This window comes from Chitinophaga sp. RCC_12, assembly GCF_041360695.1.
GTDB lineage: Bacteria > Bacteroidota > Bacteroidia > Chitinophagales > Chitinophagaceae > Chitinophaga.
The window spans coordinates 803341-819943 of the sequence record NZ_JBFUPS010000003.1; the positions used below are offsets into that span (position 1 = coordinate 803341).

13 protein-coding genes and 1 riboswitch are annotated in these 16603 nt (G+C 45.7%); of the genes, 8 read left to right on the forward strand and 5 right to left on the reverse strand.

Annotation, left to right across the window (positions count from 1 at the left end):
• The first annotated feature begins 4 nt into the window (after nucleotides 1-4).
• The gene (locus AB6805_RS12950; protein WP_370909837.1) at nucleotides 5-349 is read left to right on the forward strand and encodes a winged helix-turn-helix transcriptional regulator; all 345 of its coding nucleotides are present in this window, start codon (nucleotides 5-7) and stop codon (nucleotides 347-349) included.
• Between the two features lie 36 nt (nucleotides 350-385).
• On the opposite strand, the gene AB6805_RS12955 is transcribed toward AB6805_RS12950, so the two are convergent.
• Nucleotides 386-562: a hypothetical protein gene (locus tag AB6805_RS12955; RefSeq protein ID WP_370909838.1), complete on the reverse strand. Its 177-nt coding sequence runs from the start codon at nucleotides 560-562 to the stop codon at nucleotides 386-388.
• A gap of 308 nt (nucleotides 563-870) precedes the next feature.
• On the opposite strand from AB6805_RS12955, the gene AB6805_RS12960 reads away from it, so the two are divergent.
• The 7 genes from AB6805_RS12960 (at nucleotide 871) to AB6805_RS12990 (ending at nucleotide 11186) form a co-directional block, all read left to right on the forward strand.
• Entirely contained in the window at nucleotides 871-3078 is a 2208-nt protein-coding gene (locus AB6805_RS12960; protein WP_370909839.1) for an alpha-galactosidase, read from the forward strand.
• 6 nt (nucleotides 3079-3084) lie between these two features.
• Nucleotides 3085-4155, forward strand: coding sequence for a UDP-glucose--hexose-1-phosphate uridylyltransferase (locus AB6805_RS12965; RefSeq protein ID WP_370909840.1), 1071 nt, complete (start codon nucleotides 3085-3087; stop codon nucleotides 4153-4155).
• 52 nt (nucleotides 4156-4207) lie between these two features.
• Nucleotides 4208-5224: a GntR family transcriptional regulator gene (locus tag AB6805_RS12970; RefSeq protein WP_370909841.1), complete on the forward strand. Its 1017-nt coding sequence runs from the start codon at nucleotides 4208-4210 to the stop codon at nucleotides 5222-5224.
• Nucleotides 5225-5236: 12 nt separating this feature from the next.
• Nucleotides 5237-6835: a solute:sodium symporter family transporter gene (locus AB6805_RS12975; protein WP_370909842.1), complete on the forward strand. Its 1599-nt coding sequence runs from the start codon at nucleotides 5237-5239 to the stop codon at nucleotides 6833-6835.
• Between the two features lie 44 nt (nucleotides 6836-6879).
• The gene (locus AB6805_RS12980) at nucleotides 6880-8841 is read left to right on the forward strand and encodes a hypothetical protein (protein ID WP_370909843.1); all 1962 of its coding nucleotides are present in this window, start codon (nucleotides 6880-6882) and stop codon (nucleotides 8839-8841) included.
• 70 nt (nucleotides 8842-8911) lie between these two features.
• The gene (locus tag AB6805_RS12985) at nucleotides 8912-9994 is read left to right on the forward strand and encodes a DUF2652 domain-containing protein (RefSeq protein ID WP_370909844.1); all 1083 of its coding nucleotides are present in this window, start codon (nucleotides 8912-8914) and stop codon (nucleotides 9992-9994) included.
• 262 nt (nucleotides 9995-10256) lie between these two features.
• The gene (locus AB6805_RS12990; protein ID WP_370909845.1) at nucleotides 10257-11186 is read left to right on the forward strand and encodes a YhcG family protein; all 930 of its coding nucleotides are present in this window, start codon (nucleotides 10257-10259) and stop codon (nucleotides 11184-11186) included.
• Between the two features lie 147 nt (nucleotides 11187-11333).
• On the opposite strand, the gene AB6805_RS12995 is transcribed toward AB6805_RS12990, so the two are convergent.
• The 4 genes from AB6805_RS12995 to AB6805_RS13010 all read right to left on the reverse strand — a co-directional run bounded on the left by AB6805_RS12995 (nucleotide 11334) and on the right by AB6805_RS13010 (nucleotide 16601).
• Entirely contained in the window at nucleotides 11334-12464 is a 1131-nt protein-coding gene (locus tag AB6805_RS12995; protein WP_370909846.1) for a DUF5074 domain-containing protein, read from the reverse strand.
• 173 nt (nucleotides 12465-12637) lie between these two features.
• Nucleotides 12638-12850: riboswitch (cobalamin riboswitch) on the reverse strand.
• A gap of 138 nt (nucleotides 12851-12988) precedes the next feature.
• On the reverse strand, nucleotides 12989-14317 hold the full coding sequence (locus AB6805_RS13000; RefSeq protein ID WP_370909847.1) for an ATP-binding protein: 1329 nt from the start codon (nucleotides 14315-14317) through the stop codon (nucleotides 12989-12991).
• A 206-nt stretch (nucleotides 14318-14523) separates the two neighbouring features.
• Nucleotides 14524-15888, reverse strand: coding sequence for an aldehyde dehydrogenase family protein (locus AB6805_RS13005; protein ID WP_370909848.1), 1365 nt, complete (start codon nucleotides 15886-15888; stop codon nucleotides 14524-14526).
• Nucleotides 15885-16601, reverse strand: a complete 717-nt coding sequence (locus AB6805_RS13010) for a gamma-glutamyl-gamma-aminobutyrate hydrolase family protein (RefSeq protein ID WP_370909849.1) — start codon at nucleotides 16599-16601, stop codon at nucleotides 15885-15887. The genes AB6805_RS13005 and AB6805_RS13010 overlap by 4 nt, the downstream gene beginning before the upstream one ends.
• Between the last annotated feature and the right edge of the window lie 2 nt (nucleotides 16602-16603).

The following is a 16603-nucleotide window of genomic DNA, read 5'->3' on the forward strand; positions in this document are numbered from 1 at the left end:
CGGCATGAAAGATTTCCGGCATCAGAACAGGCTGTATTATAGTCCTGTTGAATTTGCGATGAATTATATCGGTGGCACCTGGAAAATTCCTATCCTGGTGGCGTTGCAGGAAGGACCTGTAAGATATGGTGATCTGAAAAAATCCATTCCGCATATCACCGATAAAATGCTGATCACGCAATTGCGCGACCTCGAAGAAAAAAAGATGGTCACCCGGAAGGCATACCAGGAGAAGCCTCCACGAGTGGATTATGCACTCACTGAAAGAGCCCGGCACGCATTGTCTGTTATTGATGCATTGAATGCTTATGGCGTGTTCCTGATGAAGGAGGAGCAGATTAAAATATAAGAAAGCAACTGCCCTAAGCAGTTGCTTTCTTATATTTTACCTTTCCAGCTGAAAGCTGGGTTCCATGGCCGTGAAGTGGTCGTCGGCCAGGTAGTACAGATCTTTTTTGATATCGTCCGCTTTAATGGCGTCTATGGGCTTATTACGCTGTGCCATTAATGTGCTGGTGGTTAACAACAATGCAGCCAGTGCTGCGGAGAAACGGTTTGTCATAAGCATATCTTTCTGCAATAAAAATACGGTAATAGGGGCTAATATATTCATCCCGGTGATGGCATGGGATTTTTTTGGAAGTTTCGATACCGGAAATTATATTTGTAGAATAGTATAGTATAGAACAGATATAAATGATACAGATCGATTAAAGAAAGCACGTTATGAATGATGAGATTACCACACTGTTCCACGCTATTCGTATGCTATTTACGGCTTAAATTAAAAAATGATTACCATAGCGGGCAACCCGTTATCCATATTGCGCATAATGACCTGTAGCTATAAATTTAAAAAGATTTTTTTTCATGACACGATTCTTCCATTTGAAACAGGGCATCTGGTTATTGGCGATGTGCTGCTGCGGACAAGCATTCGCACAGGATGCCAGGCCATTGACGATACCTGTGGAATCAAAGAACAACGCCGTGGTATTGCAGGTAGATGCAAAAGGACAACTGTCAACCATCTACTTTGGCACTAAGCTATCCAATGCGGCAGAATACCAACAGGCGCCGCTGGCATACAAGCAAAGCGAAGATTATTCAACAGTATCCAATGCCGCTTATACGGCCGCCGGCACAAAAAACCTGATGGAACCCGCCATTGCAGTAACACATGCCGATGGCAACAATGCACTGGACCTGCGTTATGTAAGTCATAAGGTGATTGCCCGCGGAGCCGGTGTGGAAGAAATCAGCATCCTGCTGAAAGACCCCGTATACCCGTTTGAGGTAACACTGTATTATAAAGTATATAAAGCAGAAGATGTAATAGAACAATGGTCGGTGATCAGGCACCAGGAAAAGGGAAATGTTACCCTGCAGAAATTTGCATCTGCCAATCTTTACCTCAAAGCCCCCCGTTACTGGCTCCGCCAGTATCATGGCGACTGGGCAAAAGAAATGCAGCCGGAGGAAACTCCGCTTACACATGGCATTAAAACGCTGGACTCCAAACTGGGTACCCGCGCCAATTTATTCCAGCCGCCGGTATTTATGGTGTCGCTGGATCAACCGGCTACAGAAGACCAGGGCAGCGTGTTATACGGATCGCTGGAGTGGAGCGGAAATTTCAGGATCGATCTGGAACTTGACAACCTGGATAACTTACGGATCATAGCAGGGATCAACAATTATGCATCTCCCTATGTATTAAAAACAAATACTGCTTTTGAAACACCGCCGTTCCTCTATACCTTTTCCACAAAAGGTAAAGGAGATGCCAGCCGTAAGCTGCAAAGCTGGGCGAGGAATTATAAAATACCGGATGGAAAAGGAGAACGGCTCACGTTATTAAATAACTGGGAAGCCACTTATTTCAACTTCGATGAATTTGCACTGAAAGGTTTATTAAAAGATACCAAAGACCTGGGCGTGGACCTGTTCCTGCTGGATGATGGCTGGTTTGGGAATAAGTTCCCGCGCAACAGCGATCATGCAGGGCTGGGCGATTGGCAGGAGAACCGCAAAAAACTGCCTAACGGCATCGCTGCACTGGATAGCATGGCACAGCTCAACGGGGTGAAATTTGGTATCTGGATAGAGCCGGAAATGGTGAATCCAAAGAGTGAGCTGAATGCCATACACCCTGATTGGGTGTTAAGACAACCCGGCCGCGAAGAACATTATTTCCGGAACCAGCTGGTGCTGGATTTAAGTAATCCGCAGGTGCAGGATTTTGTGTTTAAGGTGGTGGATTCGTTGTTCATAAAAGCGCCCAAATTATCTTATATCAAGTGGGATTGCAATGCCGTTATTTACAACGCATGGTCGGCTTACCAGCGGCAACAGCAATCGCAGTTGTACGTGGAATATGTGCGGGGCCTGTATAAAGTACTGGGCAGGGTACGCGCCAAATATCCAAAGGTGTCGATGATGCTTTGTTCCGGTGGCGGCGGCCGTGTAGACTATGCCGCGTTGCAGTATTTTACGGAGTACTGGCCCAGCGATAATACAGATCCTTTGGAGCGGATCTACATCCAGTGGGAAAATTCCTATTTCTACCCGGCTATTGCCAGCGCCAACCACGTAACCGATTGGGGAAAACAACCAATTAAGTTCAGGGTGGATGTAGCCATGATGGGCAAGCTGGGTTTTGATATTGTGGTGAAAGATTTAAAAGAGAAAGATCTTGCTTTCTGCAAGGAGGCGATTAACAACTATAGTGCTTTGAAAGAAGTGATCTGGCACGGCGACCAGTACCGGTTAGCAGATCCGCACGAGGGCAGCGTAGCAGCCGTCATGTATCTCGATGAAAAGAAAACCAGCGGCGTGTTGTTTAACTACCTGGTCAATTACCGCTATGGCGAAGGCAGTAAATTTCCCATCCGGTTGAAGGGCCTGGACCCTGCAAGGAAATACCGCCTGAAAGAAATTAATCTTTATCCCGGCGAAGCAACAGCTATCCCGGATAATGCTATATTTACCGGCGAATTTTTAATGAACGTCGGGTTTAATCCGCAGCTGAATGTTAAAAGAACCAGCGTGGTTATCCAGATCAACGAAGTATCCTGATTATCTATGAACAATTTCCTGTTAGAAGAACATCCACACCAGCGATTAAACATTTTAACGGGCGAGTGGGTATTAGTATCGCCCCACCGTACCAAGAGGCCATGGCAGGGCAAAGTAGAAAAGGTAAACAAAGACCCGCTGCCGGCGTACGACGATTCCTGTTATTTATGTCCGGGCAACAGCCGGATGGGCGGGGACCTGAATCCGGCCTACACGGAGCCTTTTGCATTCACCAATGATTTTGGTGCATTGATGGCAGATACGCCCGCAGGCGTAGCAATAACAGATGATTTACTGCATGCACGGGGCGTGAAAGGCATCTGCCGCGTGATCTGTTTTTCTCCGCGGCACGATCTCACATTGCCATTGCTGGAAGTAGCAGACATCCGGAAAGTGATCAGGTTGTGGCAGGAGGAATACCGGCAGCTCTCCGCAGATCCCGCCATCAGGTATATCCAGATTTTTGAGAACAAAGGCGATATCATGGGGTGCAGCAACCCTCATCCACACGGACAGATCTGGGCAACCAGCGATTTGCCGGCGGAACTGATCAAAGAAACATCTCACCAGGAAAAATATTATGAAGCTACCGGCAAAAGCCTGCTGCAAAGTTATGTTGCCCTGGAGTTAAAGAAACAGGAAAGGATTGTTTGTGAGAATGATCACTTCGTGGCATTAGTGCCCTTCTGGGCGGTTTGGCCTTTTGAAACCATGATCATCAGCAAACGGCATGTACCGGATCTGATGCATTTTACGGAAGAAGAGCAGCTTGCGCTGGCGGATATTTTAAAAAAATTAACCACAAAATATGATAACCTTTTTGAAACATCTTTCCCTTACTCCGCTGGTATGCACCAGGCGCCCGTAAATTCGGGGGATCATCCGGAATGGCACTGGCACATGCATTTTTACCCGCCGCTGTTGCGTTCTGCATCCGTAAAAAAGTTTATGGTAGGATATGAGCTGCTGGCCAGTCCGCAACGGGATATTACGCCTGAATGGGCCGCCAGGAAGTTACAATCCCTGCCTGAAACACACTATTCACTGCAAAAAGTTGTAAGTGTTGAAAAAACGTAATAGCTTAGTAGGATAGTGTAGTACAGTTTAATTCCAGATTAATTTTCCTTACATGCAGGACGTATACGAACAGATACATGAACTGGAAGGAATTCCCGGTCTTTCTAAACATGAACAATTTGTTCAGGGAATTATCAATGCTATCAATTCAAAATTATTGTCGAGAGGCGACTCATTGCCTTCGGTGAACAACCTGATCGGGGAGCTGGGATTTGCAAGGGAAACTATTGCCAAAGGTTATAAGGAGCTGGTGGAAAGAGGTATTGTGGCATCGCAAAACCGGAAGGGATTTTTTGTAAGCAGCGATGATACCGGGCAGCAGCTGAAAGTAGCGTTGTTATTATTTGCGTTTGATACTTTCCAGGAAACATTCTATAAAACTTTCCGGGCACATCTCGGGGAGAACATACAGCTGGATGTTTTCTTTCATCACAATAACATCGAGGTATTTGAGAGCATTGTGGCATCTATAAAGGGCCGCTATGGCATGTACGTGGTAGCGCCTATCCCGCATCCCAAAACGGCGGAGATCCTGCGGGGGCTGCCGGTGGATAAGTTCCTGATGATTGACCGCTACGAACCGTTGCACACAGATTGTTCTTACATTGTGCAGGAGTTCGGGGAATCTTCCTACCGGGCATTCACTGCGTTAACAGCTACCATAAAGCAGTTTGATGAAATGATCTTTTATTACCGGCCCTCTACAGATACGCCGATAGAAATACTCAAGGCTTTTAAGCGTTTTATAAAAGATCATAAAATCAACGGTGTTATTAAAACGGAATACGTACCGGGTACAGTGGCAAAGGGAAAAGTATATTACACCATCAATAATACGGAGTTGTGGGCTATCCTGAAAGACTGTGTGGAAAAGAAAATGACGCTTGGAAAGGATGTAGGCATTTTATCTCACAATGATGATGTGGTAAAGGAAATTATCTGCAATGGAATTACCACTTATTCCACGGACTTTAAATTAATGGCGGAGAAGGCAGCACTTTTTGTACTGAACCGGGAGAAGATCCAGGAAGTATTGTCTACCGTGCTGATAAGAAGAAAATCTTTGTAACTGTAATTATTAATGCCACTTTCTACTATTATAAGCTTTGCTTTTTTCGTGGTGCTCATGACGGTATTGTCGTGGTACATTACAAGGAGGCACCAGTTGAAAACAGCCGCCGACGTATTCCTTGGCAGCCGCAGTTTAAACTGGCTGGTAATAGGCGGTGCGCTCATCATGACCAACATCAGCGCCAACCAGTTTATTGGTGAAAACGAGTCTGTTTTCATCAATAACATGTCTATTATGTCGTGGGGTGTTACTTCTGTATTTGCGATGTTGCTGGTAGGCGAGTTCCTGATGCCCATCTACTTGCGTATAGGCGCCGTTACCACACCGGATTTCCTGGAAGTACGGTATGACCGGGGCACCAAGAAAATTGTTTCCGTTATTTTCCTGCTCAGCTACCTGGTAAACCTGATTCCCGCTGTATTGTACGGCGGTGCGGTGGCTTTTAACGGTATCTTTCACCTGAATGAGCTGCTGCATATCAGCTATTGGTCTACCATCTGGCTGCTGGCCTGCCTGATAGGTATTATGGGCTTTTTCTACAATGTACTGGGCGGATTAAAAGTGATCAGTATCTCCGATACTTTGCTGGGCGGCGGCATGATCATCGGCGGATTGCTGTTGCCGTATTTCGGATTTAAATACCTCGGGCATGGTGATGCGGAAACCGGTTTGCTGACAGTACTCGGCACCCATACCAGCCATTTAAATGCCATCGGAGGTGCACACGATGCAGTTCCTTTCAGCACTATTTTTACCGGTATGCTGCTGGTGAATATTTATTACTGGGGCATGGAACAGTTTATTGTGCAGCAGGCGCTGGGTTCCGTGAACCTGGAGCAAAGCCAGAAGGGGATTGCGCTGGCATGTTTGTGTAAATTGTTGTCGCCGCTCATGCTCAACATTCCCGGCCTTATTGCCGTGCACCTGTACATCCATCCGCAGGCAACGGCGGAAGTGTTTCCCAGGATGGCGGCGGATGTGCTGCCGCCGGTATACACCGGCTTCATTGCGGCCATTGTTTTTGGTGCAGCGCTCAGCACTTTTAACGCGGGGTTGAACAGCGTGGGTACACTGTTCACTATGAATTTGTATAAACCTTTTATGATAGCCCGCAAAGGCAGCATCACGGATAAAGAACTGATCAGCAAAACCCGCCTGTTCCAGGTATTGGTATTGCTCACGGGTATTGTGATTGCACCCTTTATCATGTTGTTCAAGGGAGGCTTTTATAATTATATCCAGATGCTGGCGGGGTTTTTCAGTCTCCCGATTTTTACCATCATGGTGGTGGGCATGGCCACCCGGCATGTTCCGCCGGTGGCGGCCAAAGCGGGACTGGTATTTTTCCTGGCTGTAAATGTATTACTGCAATGGGTATTCGACACCGGTATCCACTACCTGCATCTGCTGGCGATGACCTTTGTGATAACGGCGGTGCTGATGCTGATCATCGGTAAAATAAAACCGATGGCCGTACCATATCAGCCGGCGGTGATCCCGGTAGTATCGGTAGAACCCTGGAAGAACCGGCACTGGTACAGCGCTGCTTTATTGATATTAATGGTGTTGCTATTTATCATCTTTTCACCACTAGGACTTGCAAAATGAATAACGCTCTGATCTGGTGCAGATACCTTTTATCTGTTACGGGAATGCTTTGCCTGTTAACGCCGTTGCATGCGCAGCAGGCCGCTCATGTGAAACATATTCCCTTTGGGAAAAACAATCACATCGCCTACGATTTACGGAACGGTACCTATTCCGTATGGACCGGCGGAAAAGAAATCATCCGGCATGCATTTGCTTTTTATGAAGATGCCGGCCTGCCGGATACCCTTCCTGTTAACCGCACTTTTACCAGTGTACCCGTGAAAGATGGTATGGGAGAAGGAACCCGGTATGTGATTACATCTGCCGGTAACGGCATAAAAAAACAGCAAATATTTTATGTATATAAAGGGGAAGATGGTTTTTATACTTCGTTAACTCTGCAGGGAAAGGGCGCCCGTTCCCGGGCGATGAGCCCTTTAACAGGGGAAGCGGCCATTTATACCAGCGGGGTAGTCGTTCCTTTTGATAATGATGCCTGGATCAGGTACCGTGTAGCGGATCAGCGTGGCCCCGCATTTACCAGTTCAGAGGTAACTGCGTTGTACGACAGTCTTACCAACGCTGGACTGATACTCGGCTCGGTAGAGCATAACAATTGGAAAACAGGGATAAAGGTGGAAAATTCACACGTTTCTGTAGTGGCGGGGTGGACTGATAGTCTTGTTACACGCGACAAAATATCCCATGGCATAGTTACGCAGGGCGATACCCTGTGCAGTTCCCCGAAAATCCTGGTGCTGCCGGCCCCCAACTGGCGCAAAGGTATGGAGCAATATGGCAGCGCTAACCGCCTCGCAGAGCCCCGCTATATTTTTGAATGGACAGGGGCAAAGCCACTGGGCTGGAACAGCTGGGGAAGTATGCAAACGAAGTTGAACCTGGTGAAAGCCAAACAGGTGGTCGATTTTTTTGCAGACTCCTGTAAAACGTTCCGTGGCAAGGATGGCAGCCTTTACATAGACCTCGACTCTTATTGGGATAACATGACCAAAGGCGGCATGACCGGCGATTTCAGCCAGTTGAAAGAGTTTGTGGCTTATTGCAGACAACGGGGATGTAAACCCGGTATTTACTGGGCGCCGTTCGTAGACTGGTCCAAATCGTCCCGCATGGTAGAAGGAAGCCGTTATAATTACGAGGAAACCTGGACCAAAGTAAACGGGCAATACCACGATTTTGATGGCGCCCGTGCCATGGACCCTACCCATCCCGCCACCCGCGACCGCATTGCCTATCTCATCAAACGGTTCAGGGAAACCGGCTTTGAAATGATTAAGATCGACTTCATTGGCCATGCGGCCATAGAGGCAGATGGCTGGTATGATCCTTCCGTGCATACGGGCATGCAGGCGTTCAGGAAAGGCATGGAATTCCTGGTAGATCAGCTGGATAGCAAGATGCTGGTATACGCCGCTATTTCGCCCGGTATGGCCACCGGCAGGTATGTGCATATGCGCCGTATCGCCTGCGATGCGTTTAAGAACATTGATGAAACAGCCTATACCCTTAATGCCACCAGTTTGGGTTGGTGGCAGAATAAAGTATACGATTTTACCGATGCGGATCACGTGGTGTTCGCGGGGGCCGGCCCTGGTGAAAACAGGGCGCGCCTTACCTCTGCCATCGTTACCGGCACCGTTATTACCGGTGATGACTATGCTGAGTACAGCAGCGCTTCCGGCGTGGCACAGCAACTGCTGCAAAACCGCGATGTGCTGGAAGCGGCACAGTTACCCAATGGTTTTGTTCCGGTAGATCATCATACCGGCGACATCCCTTCCAGCCTGTTTGTACACAACAGCGGCCGGTTTACCTACCTGGCCGTGGTGAACTACAATCGGAAACCCACCGTTTTCGCAGCTGATTTTGGTAAGCTGGGACTCAGCAGCGGGGAATATCGCTGTAAGGAATTATTCTCCGGTAAAACATCCACGGAGAAAGGGAGGATCCATGTAACGGTAGACGCTGCGGACGCCGTGATCTTCCGGTTGGAGAAGAAATAAGGACCGGCATACCCGGAAGCGCAGCTATATGCCGTTTTTATTATTTTTATCTCTAACTTTAATAAAAAAAATGGAAAATAGAGGGCTGCTTTTTATTCCGGATATAAGTGGCTTTACCCGTTTTGTGAATGAAATAGAGATTGAGCACAGCCGTCATATTATCCAGCAACTGTTGGAGCTGCTGATAAATGCTAATCAGTCGGGCCTGGAAGTGTCTGAAGTGGAAGGTGACGCCATCCTGTTCTATAAGTTTGGATCCCCGCCGGAGCTGGAAGTACTGTATAAGCAGGTGGAAAAGATGTTCTGCGAATTTCACCGCTACCTGGTCAATTACAATCACCGCAAAATTTGCCAGTGTAAGGCATGTGTATCCGCTATTGACCTTACCCTGAAGGTAATTACCCACTATGGCGAGTTTACCACCTACCAGGTAAAGAATTTCAGTAAGCTGATAGGGAAAGATGTGATCGTGGCGCATCAGCTATTGAAAAATGATATTGAGCAGCATGAATACTGGCTGGTAACAGACAACCTGTTGCGTGATGAGCCGCCGGAAGGACTGGCGCAATGGATGACATGGGATGCCAGCATCAAACAAACAGAAACCGGTAATATTTCTTTTCACTACACCCATTTAAGTGAACTGCGCAATACGTTACCACCCGATCCCGATCCACAGATAGAGCTTAAAAATAAAACGAAGATGATTTCCGTGTCGAAGGAATTTGACACGGATATTAAAACACTTATTTATACCGTAGTGCATTTTGAGTTCAGGCACCTGTGGCAAACCGGTGTGGTGGGGATAGACGAGGTAGAACATTTTCTCCCTGGTATAGGTAGCCGTCACCGGCATGTGATGGATAATGGCGAACATGTGATAATGTTCACCAGCAGTTTCTCGTACAACCCGGAACAAAAGGCGTTGTTCAGTGAAACAGATGAGAAGCGGCATAACGCTTTCTACTATACGGTGGAAAAGGTAACAGACCGGAGAAGCCGGTTGACTATTGACTATTATCTCCCTAAAAATTTTATACGGCAATGGCTTTTCCGGTTCACGGAAAAAGATAAGGTGGAAGCGGGTTTATGGAAATCGCTTGAAAGGCTGGAGCCTGTGGTAGTGAATATGAAGTTGCCGCTGGATTTTTAATGAAGGGTGTAATTCCGGAAATAAAGCATTATCATCTCTAACAGAGTATTAGCAACCTAATCGGCGATTGCATTAAATCAGTAACTCATTGAAGCATGCATATTCTTAATCTAGCATAACGTTTATCATTCTTATTTACCAAAATGTTATCAGGTAGTTAATACTTCTTTATTCACTTACTTGATTTATTTCTGCCATCATCGTTTTTTTAATTTATTGGCCTAATGATAAATGCAGATCATTTAACGGTAAATAAAAATAAATGGGTAGAGATGGCTATAAAGAATGGCTACTAGAAATAAAGAATAAAGTAAGACAAGCTCAATTAAAAGCGGCAGCCAATTTCAATACTACTTTGATTGAACTGTATTGGGAGCTAGGGAAGGAAATCGTCCAACGACAAATGGAAGCGAAATGGGGGGATAACTTTCTTGAGCAACTCGCTATTGATTTGAAGAGGAGTTTCCCAGAAATAAACGGCTTCTCGCGACGAAATTTATATACAATCCGGCAATGGTATCTCTTCTTTTCGAAGGAATTTGAATTTGTGCCACAACCTGTGGCACAATTACCCTGGTCTTATCAACGGCTCCTGATTTCAAAAATAAAAGACCTTAAAATAGCCATACAGTACGCGAAAGCCACACAAAGAAATGGCTGGTCAAGAGATCAGCTTGAAATTAATATTAAGGGTAATTACCATTTAAGGCAAGGGAAAGCAGACCATAACTTTGCATTCACTCTTCCGAAGCCACAATCTGACCTTGCAGCTGAAAGTATCAAAGATCCCTATCATTTTGATTTTCTTGGGTTGGAAGAGAATGCCCAGGAGCGGGAAATCGAACTGGCGCTTACACAGAAAATAATTCACTTCATGCTGGAACTTGGAAAGGGCTTTGCTTTTGTTGGTCGTCAGTATAAAATAGAAATCAGTGAATCGGATTATTTCCTGGATTTATTATTTTATCACTTGCACCTTCGTTGTTTTGTGGTTATTGAATTGAAGGCTGGAAAATTTCAACCCGAGTATGCCGGTAAATTAAACTTCTATTTATCAGCAGTGGACAGCCAATTAAAACATCCTACTGATAGTCCCTCAATTGGAATGATATTGTGCAGAATGAAGGATAAAATAGAAGTCGAATACGCTTTACGTGATTTGAATAAACCTATTGGTATAAGTTCCCTTTGAGCTCTCTGAAATTATACCGGATAATTTGAAGACTCAACTACCTACTATTGAGGAGATGGAAAGGGAATTAATGGATGAATAATTGGCAAATAATCAAAGAGGGTGCCTCAAAAGTAAATTTGAGGCACCCTCTTTTTATTTCATCTTCTACTCATGAAATACAGGCATGGCCGGGAAATACCATCCGTTGTAAGTGAGCGTTTTTTTCAGTGTCGCCGTAGTGGCATCATACATCAGTACCCTGTTCACATCCCCGGTGAAAGAGCCGTTCAGCGTAGTCATCACCAGTTCATTTTTATCCTTGTTATACGCTGCACCGGCGCCATAGAAATACTGGCCGGAAGGCAGTGTAATAAAAGGAGATGCAAGAGATGCCGTGTTACCAATGATATAGCGATAGAGTTGGGTGCCACCGGCAAAGCCGTTGTTACGCACAATGTAAACGGCATTTTCCGTTGTAGAGGCAGTGATGGCAGCATGACGCCATGCACCCCATGGTGAAGGTACTGTGAAAGGCAATTTTACTGCGGTACGCGCCAGTGTAGCGGGATCTATGCGGATCAGGGAATCTGCGTTGGTAGCATATACGCCGCCGTCTTTACCGGCAGCAAAGGCCAGGTTGGCCGCACCGAACTTTTTTATTACGGCATAGGTGCTGCTGTTTAAAGCAACGATACCATCTGTTTGGGACAACACAAAAATATAGCTGCCGGCTTTTAACATATCACCGGTATAACCCGCTACACCGGTTACTTTAGCGCCTACAGCAAGGGAAGGTAACGTGATAGGATATACGCCATCTTTCGCACTCAGCAATCCGCGGGTGGCATCCACACCGATAAAAGCGTGACCATCATTACCCGGTAAGGTAGTAATACGGCCGGTTTCCACGAGGCTGCCGGCATCTGTCACCACCAGTGGGCCACCGGCTTTTACAACAATATACATTTTACCGTTGAAGATAGTAGCATACTGCAGCGTGTTGGAAGGGCCGCCCAACGCGCCGGCGGGGTTCTCTGCATGATAAATGTTAGGGACAAGACTATCGCCGCTGTAGGAGTAGAAATGCAGGTCGCCGGTGCCGTGACCAAACCACCCTTCGTTGGCGATAAAAAATCCATTGCCGTATTTACCGGCGATTAATGAAGCCGTAACACCGCCGGTACCGGTTTCGTTTGTACGTTGGCGTTCGAGCGGCTGTAACGCATCGTCTTTTTGGCAGGAAGCAACAAACAGCATCAGTGCTGCAGACAGAAAGGATAATAACTGTTTTTTCATATTTATTGTTTTATTAAGAAAATACAACGCACTTTTCTCCCGGGGTTAAACCCTGGAAAAATGATCATAATACCGGCTATCCTCCGGCATTACGCCTTAGGCTAAACGAAAATAATAACAGCGCATAAAATGGCTGGCAGGCCCACATTCACAGCATTTCACCCGAAAGCGTTGAATGATTAATTACAAGAGGCAGGTCTTCTGGCTTACCTGCTTTTCCGGGACCTTCCCATCTGCCGGACAGGCAGACAGTGGTATGGAGTTCATCCGGAAAAACAATTTATCTGACGATAAATGCAGGATTACAGCTACGGGGATAGCTCCGGTTTTACACCGGATTCCCTTTTAATCCGCCGCGGGGCGGAACCAAATGCGGAGGCAAACCTACGGTAATTAGGTATAATTCCCAAAATGAAGTGGTGGGAGGGATTTAATGAATGGATTGCCCGTTTATGGCCCCTTTTGCCCCTTTGTGGCCCCTTTATGGCCCCTTTGGCCCGTATATGACCCCTTAGAGGCCCGTATTACTCAATAGATTCGTTATATGTAGTGCCCTTTCCGGTAGTTCCTGATTTTACTATAAGTTTTCTTTCTATTAGTTCCTGTAAATCTCTTGTAGCCGTTCGTTTGGATACATTGGTTAATTGCTGATATTGGACATTGTTAATACTCCCATGTTCCTTTATGTATGATAAGGCTTTAAGTTGTCTTTCTTCGAGATGTTCGCTGTTGATTAACTGATTTGTTTGTTTCTTTTTCAAGAAGGTAATACTAAATCCTCCTTGCTCAACTTCAATTAAAGGCTCGGGTAACCCTGCTTCAACGCAGGAATCAATGATTTTATTAATACCTCTTCCCCAGGATTCAATATATCCTGCTTTAAAAAATATATTCGCTATATGTCTATTTCTGGGGTAAGAGGAATGATCCGTTTTTAGCTTTTCAATACTTAATTCTTCCGGTAAAGACCCCGGATTCCACAAGTATAGACGGTCATCATATACGCGTAAAAATATGTACGTGCTGGAATAGTCCTTATGAATAATAGCATTCAATACCGCTTCCCTCAGCGCTGGTTCGGGGTATTCCAATGGCTCTATTCTCTGCAGACCTTTGTAGGAAATTGGGCGGATAAGATATTTCATCTTTAAAACTTCCATTACCCGATCTGCCATATCAAAAATATTCGTTTCAACAATATCCTGGAATAACAGATCATGGCTTGATTTACCGAATCTGCCAATTTTAAAACTTGCTGTTACTGATATCTTCATAGGATTTTTACCAAAAAGCAATAGCGAGGCGTTGGTTAATTGTCCTTGTTCTGTTAGCAGGTCAAGATTTTTCAGTAGTAGCTCTATACCCATTTTTCTGGCAGTTGACGGAATTCTGTTCATCTCAACAGCCTTAGAGATAAAGCGACGAATGGTAGAATTATTCAGATCTTTTAAGGATGCTTCCTCTACAGGTATGTCTTCCCATTTCTTTCCAATCTTTTTTAGAAGCAGATTTTGTAACGCAATGCCCTTTAGTTCCTGTTTAGTGCTCCCGCTACGGTAATGGTAAACCCCGTGATAGGCTACAGGAACACTACTTTCCGGTACGATCACTTCTATATAGTGCCTGTTCTCATTTTTATGCAGGTTTACATCTACCACTAATCCCAGGTGATTAACTGCTTTATTAGGTATATCATCCATTAATTTCTTGTATTCATCCACTCCGACAATAACACCATTATCGTCAATACCAATGAATAATCGACCTCCTTGCGCATTGGCGAAGCAGCATATCCATTTAAGATGCTCATCCCTCCAGGATTGTTTATATTCTGTATTTTGTTGTTCCGGCATAAATATTAGCTGTTTAAAATGGTAGGATAAGGGGAGAAATTGGTTTACAAAACTACTGGTATTAGCAGGGCTGCTATTTAACCTGGTGTAATAAAATGTGTATTAACAAATATGCAGAAGAAAATAGGTGATGTTGCTTCTACAATAAAAAAGCGTGATGCAATTCAACATTGCACCACGCTTTATAAACAATATTTCTATAAAACTTATCCCTTCATCTGCCACGCCTTCGTTTTCGTAAATGCTCTCAATCCCTGGTGCGATAACGTTGCACCAAAACCCGAGTGCTTCCTGCCTGCCCACGGCAATCCTGCTGTAACCCGGTCGCAACAGTTCCAGTAGCCGGTACCTGCATTTACCTGCGAAAGGATTTCCTGTGCCCTTTCACCGTTGGAGGAGTATACCGATGCAGTAAGACCATACTCCGTATCGTTCATGAGTTGAATGGCTTCTTTATCACTGGTTACTTTCATGATGCCTATCACGGGGCCAAAGCTTTCTTCCTGCATAATTTTCATGTTATGATCCACATCCGTGAGAACGGTGGGCTCAAAGAAGTTGCCATCATGTACAATGATATGACCGCCAAGTTTCAGCGTGGCGCCTTTTGCACGGGCTTCCAGTACCTGGTTTTCGAGTACTTTTAACTGTTCCTTTCTGGTGATGGCGCCAAAATACACGCCGTCGTCCGTAGGTAATCCCAGTTTCCAGGATTTCACTGCTTTTACAAATTCGGCTACATATTCATCGTATACTTTTTCATGTACGTAAATGCGTTCCACTGCGCAGCAGCTCTGGCCGTTGTTATAAAAGGCGCCGTCGGCTGTAGCTGATGCCACTGCGGCAATATCTTCGATGTCGTCTGTTACATACAGCGGATCTTTTCCACCCAGTTCGAGTTGACAGGGCAGCATCCTGGAAGCTACTTTTTCATAAATGTATTTACCGGTTTTATAAGAGCCGGTAAAGAAGTAGCCGTCTACCCGCAGATCCATGAGGCTTTCGCCGGTGGCTTTCCCGCCAATGGCTACCTTGAAAGCATTTTGCTCAAGACCTGCATAATAAAAAAGTTTCTCGATTTCCATACCCGTGAGGGTAGCATATTCGGAAGGTTTATACAACACGGTGTTACCTGCCAGCAGGGCTGGAATAAAAACATTTACACCTACCAGGTAAGGATAATTCCAGGCGGAGATATTGCAGATAACGCCCAGTGGTTCGTAAGAGATTTTTTCTTTTAAGCTATCTGTATTGGTTACCCATTCGTCCGACAGGTACTTCTCTGCGTTCTCCAGCATCCAGTTAATCCTGGCTACGGCGCCGTTGATTTCATTGCGTGATTGCTGCAATGGTTTTCCTGTTTCAGCTGTAAGCACGCCCGCCAGTTTTTCCACTCTCTTTTCCAGCTGCTGGTTGAACCGGGTAATTACTTTGATGCGTTCTGCCAGTGGCTTGGCCGACCAGCGGTCGAATGCCAGCCGCAGCAACGCGGTTTTTTCAACTACCCTTGCCAGTGAATCTTCTCTGAGAACGGCGAGGGTTTGTGCGGTGGCAGGATTAAAGATTCTCATTTCGTATGGTTTCTAACTGCTTGAAGAAATTGTGTTTTGATTTGTTGGGAAAGCGGGTTGCTTTCTTTCTCGGGCATTCTTTCCGGATGCCATTGCACGCAAAGCATAAAGCCTTTACCGGTTTTATCTTTGAACTCAATACCCTCAATCATTTCATCGCTGGTGTCGGAGGTGGCGCTTACCATAATATTATTTCCCAGCTTTGCCGGGTGGATGCCCTGGTGATGCGCGCTGTTCACCTGTCCTTTTTCCTGGCCGGTAATGCTGTACAGCAATGAGTCTTTCCGGATATTTACGCCGTGTATTTTATCGCTGGTATCTTTTTTATGAATTTTGTTGGCGGCTTCGCCGATGTCTTCATATACTTTCCCGCCCTCCAGGATGTTGATGTATTGTAACCCGCGGCAGATGCCTAATACAGGCAGCTGATGCTGTTGGGAATACTCATAGATGCGTTTTTCAAAAGCATCCCTTTCCGGCAGAAATTCCTGCGGCTGATGCGGATAGTTTTCGGCGCCGCCATACAGCGAGGGGATCACATCCACGCCACCGGTAAGCACCAGGCCATCGCAGGTATAAATATCTTCCAGGTTATTTCGCAGGAAGGAAAGGATCACCACTTCGAGGTCATCGCCGAGGTCTTCGGGTGTAAACCAGTTTTCATAATTGACAAAACTGGCTTCCGTATAGCTGATCCCTATCTTTTTCTTCATGA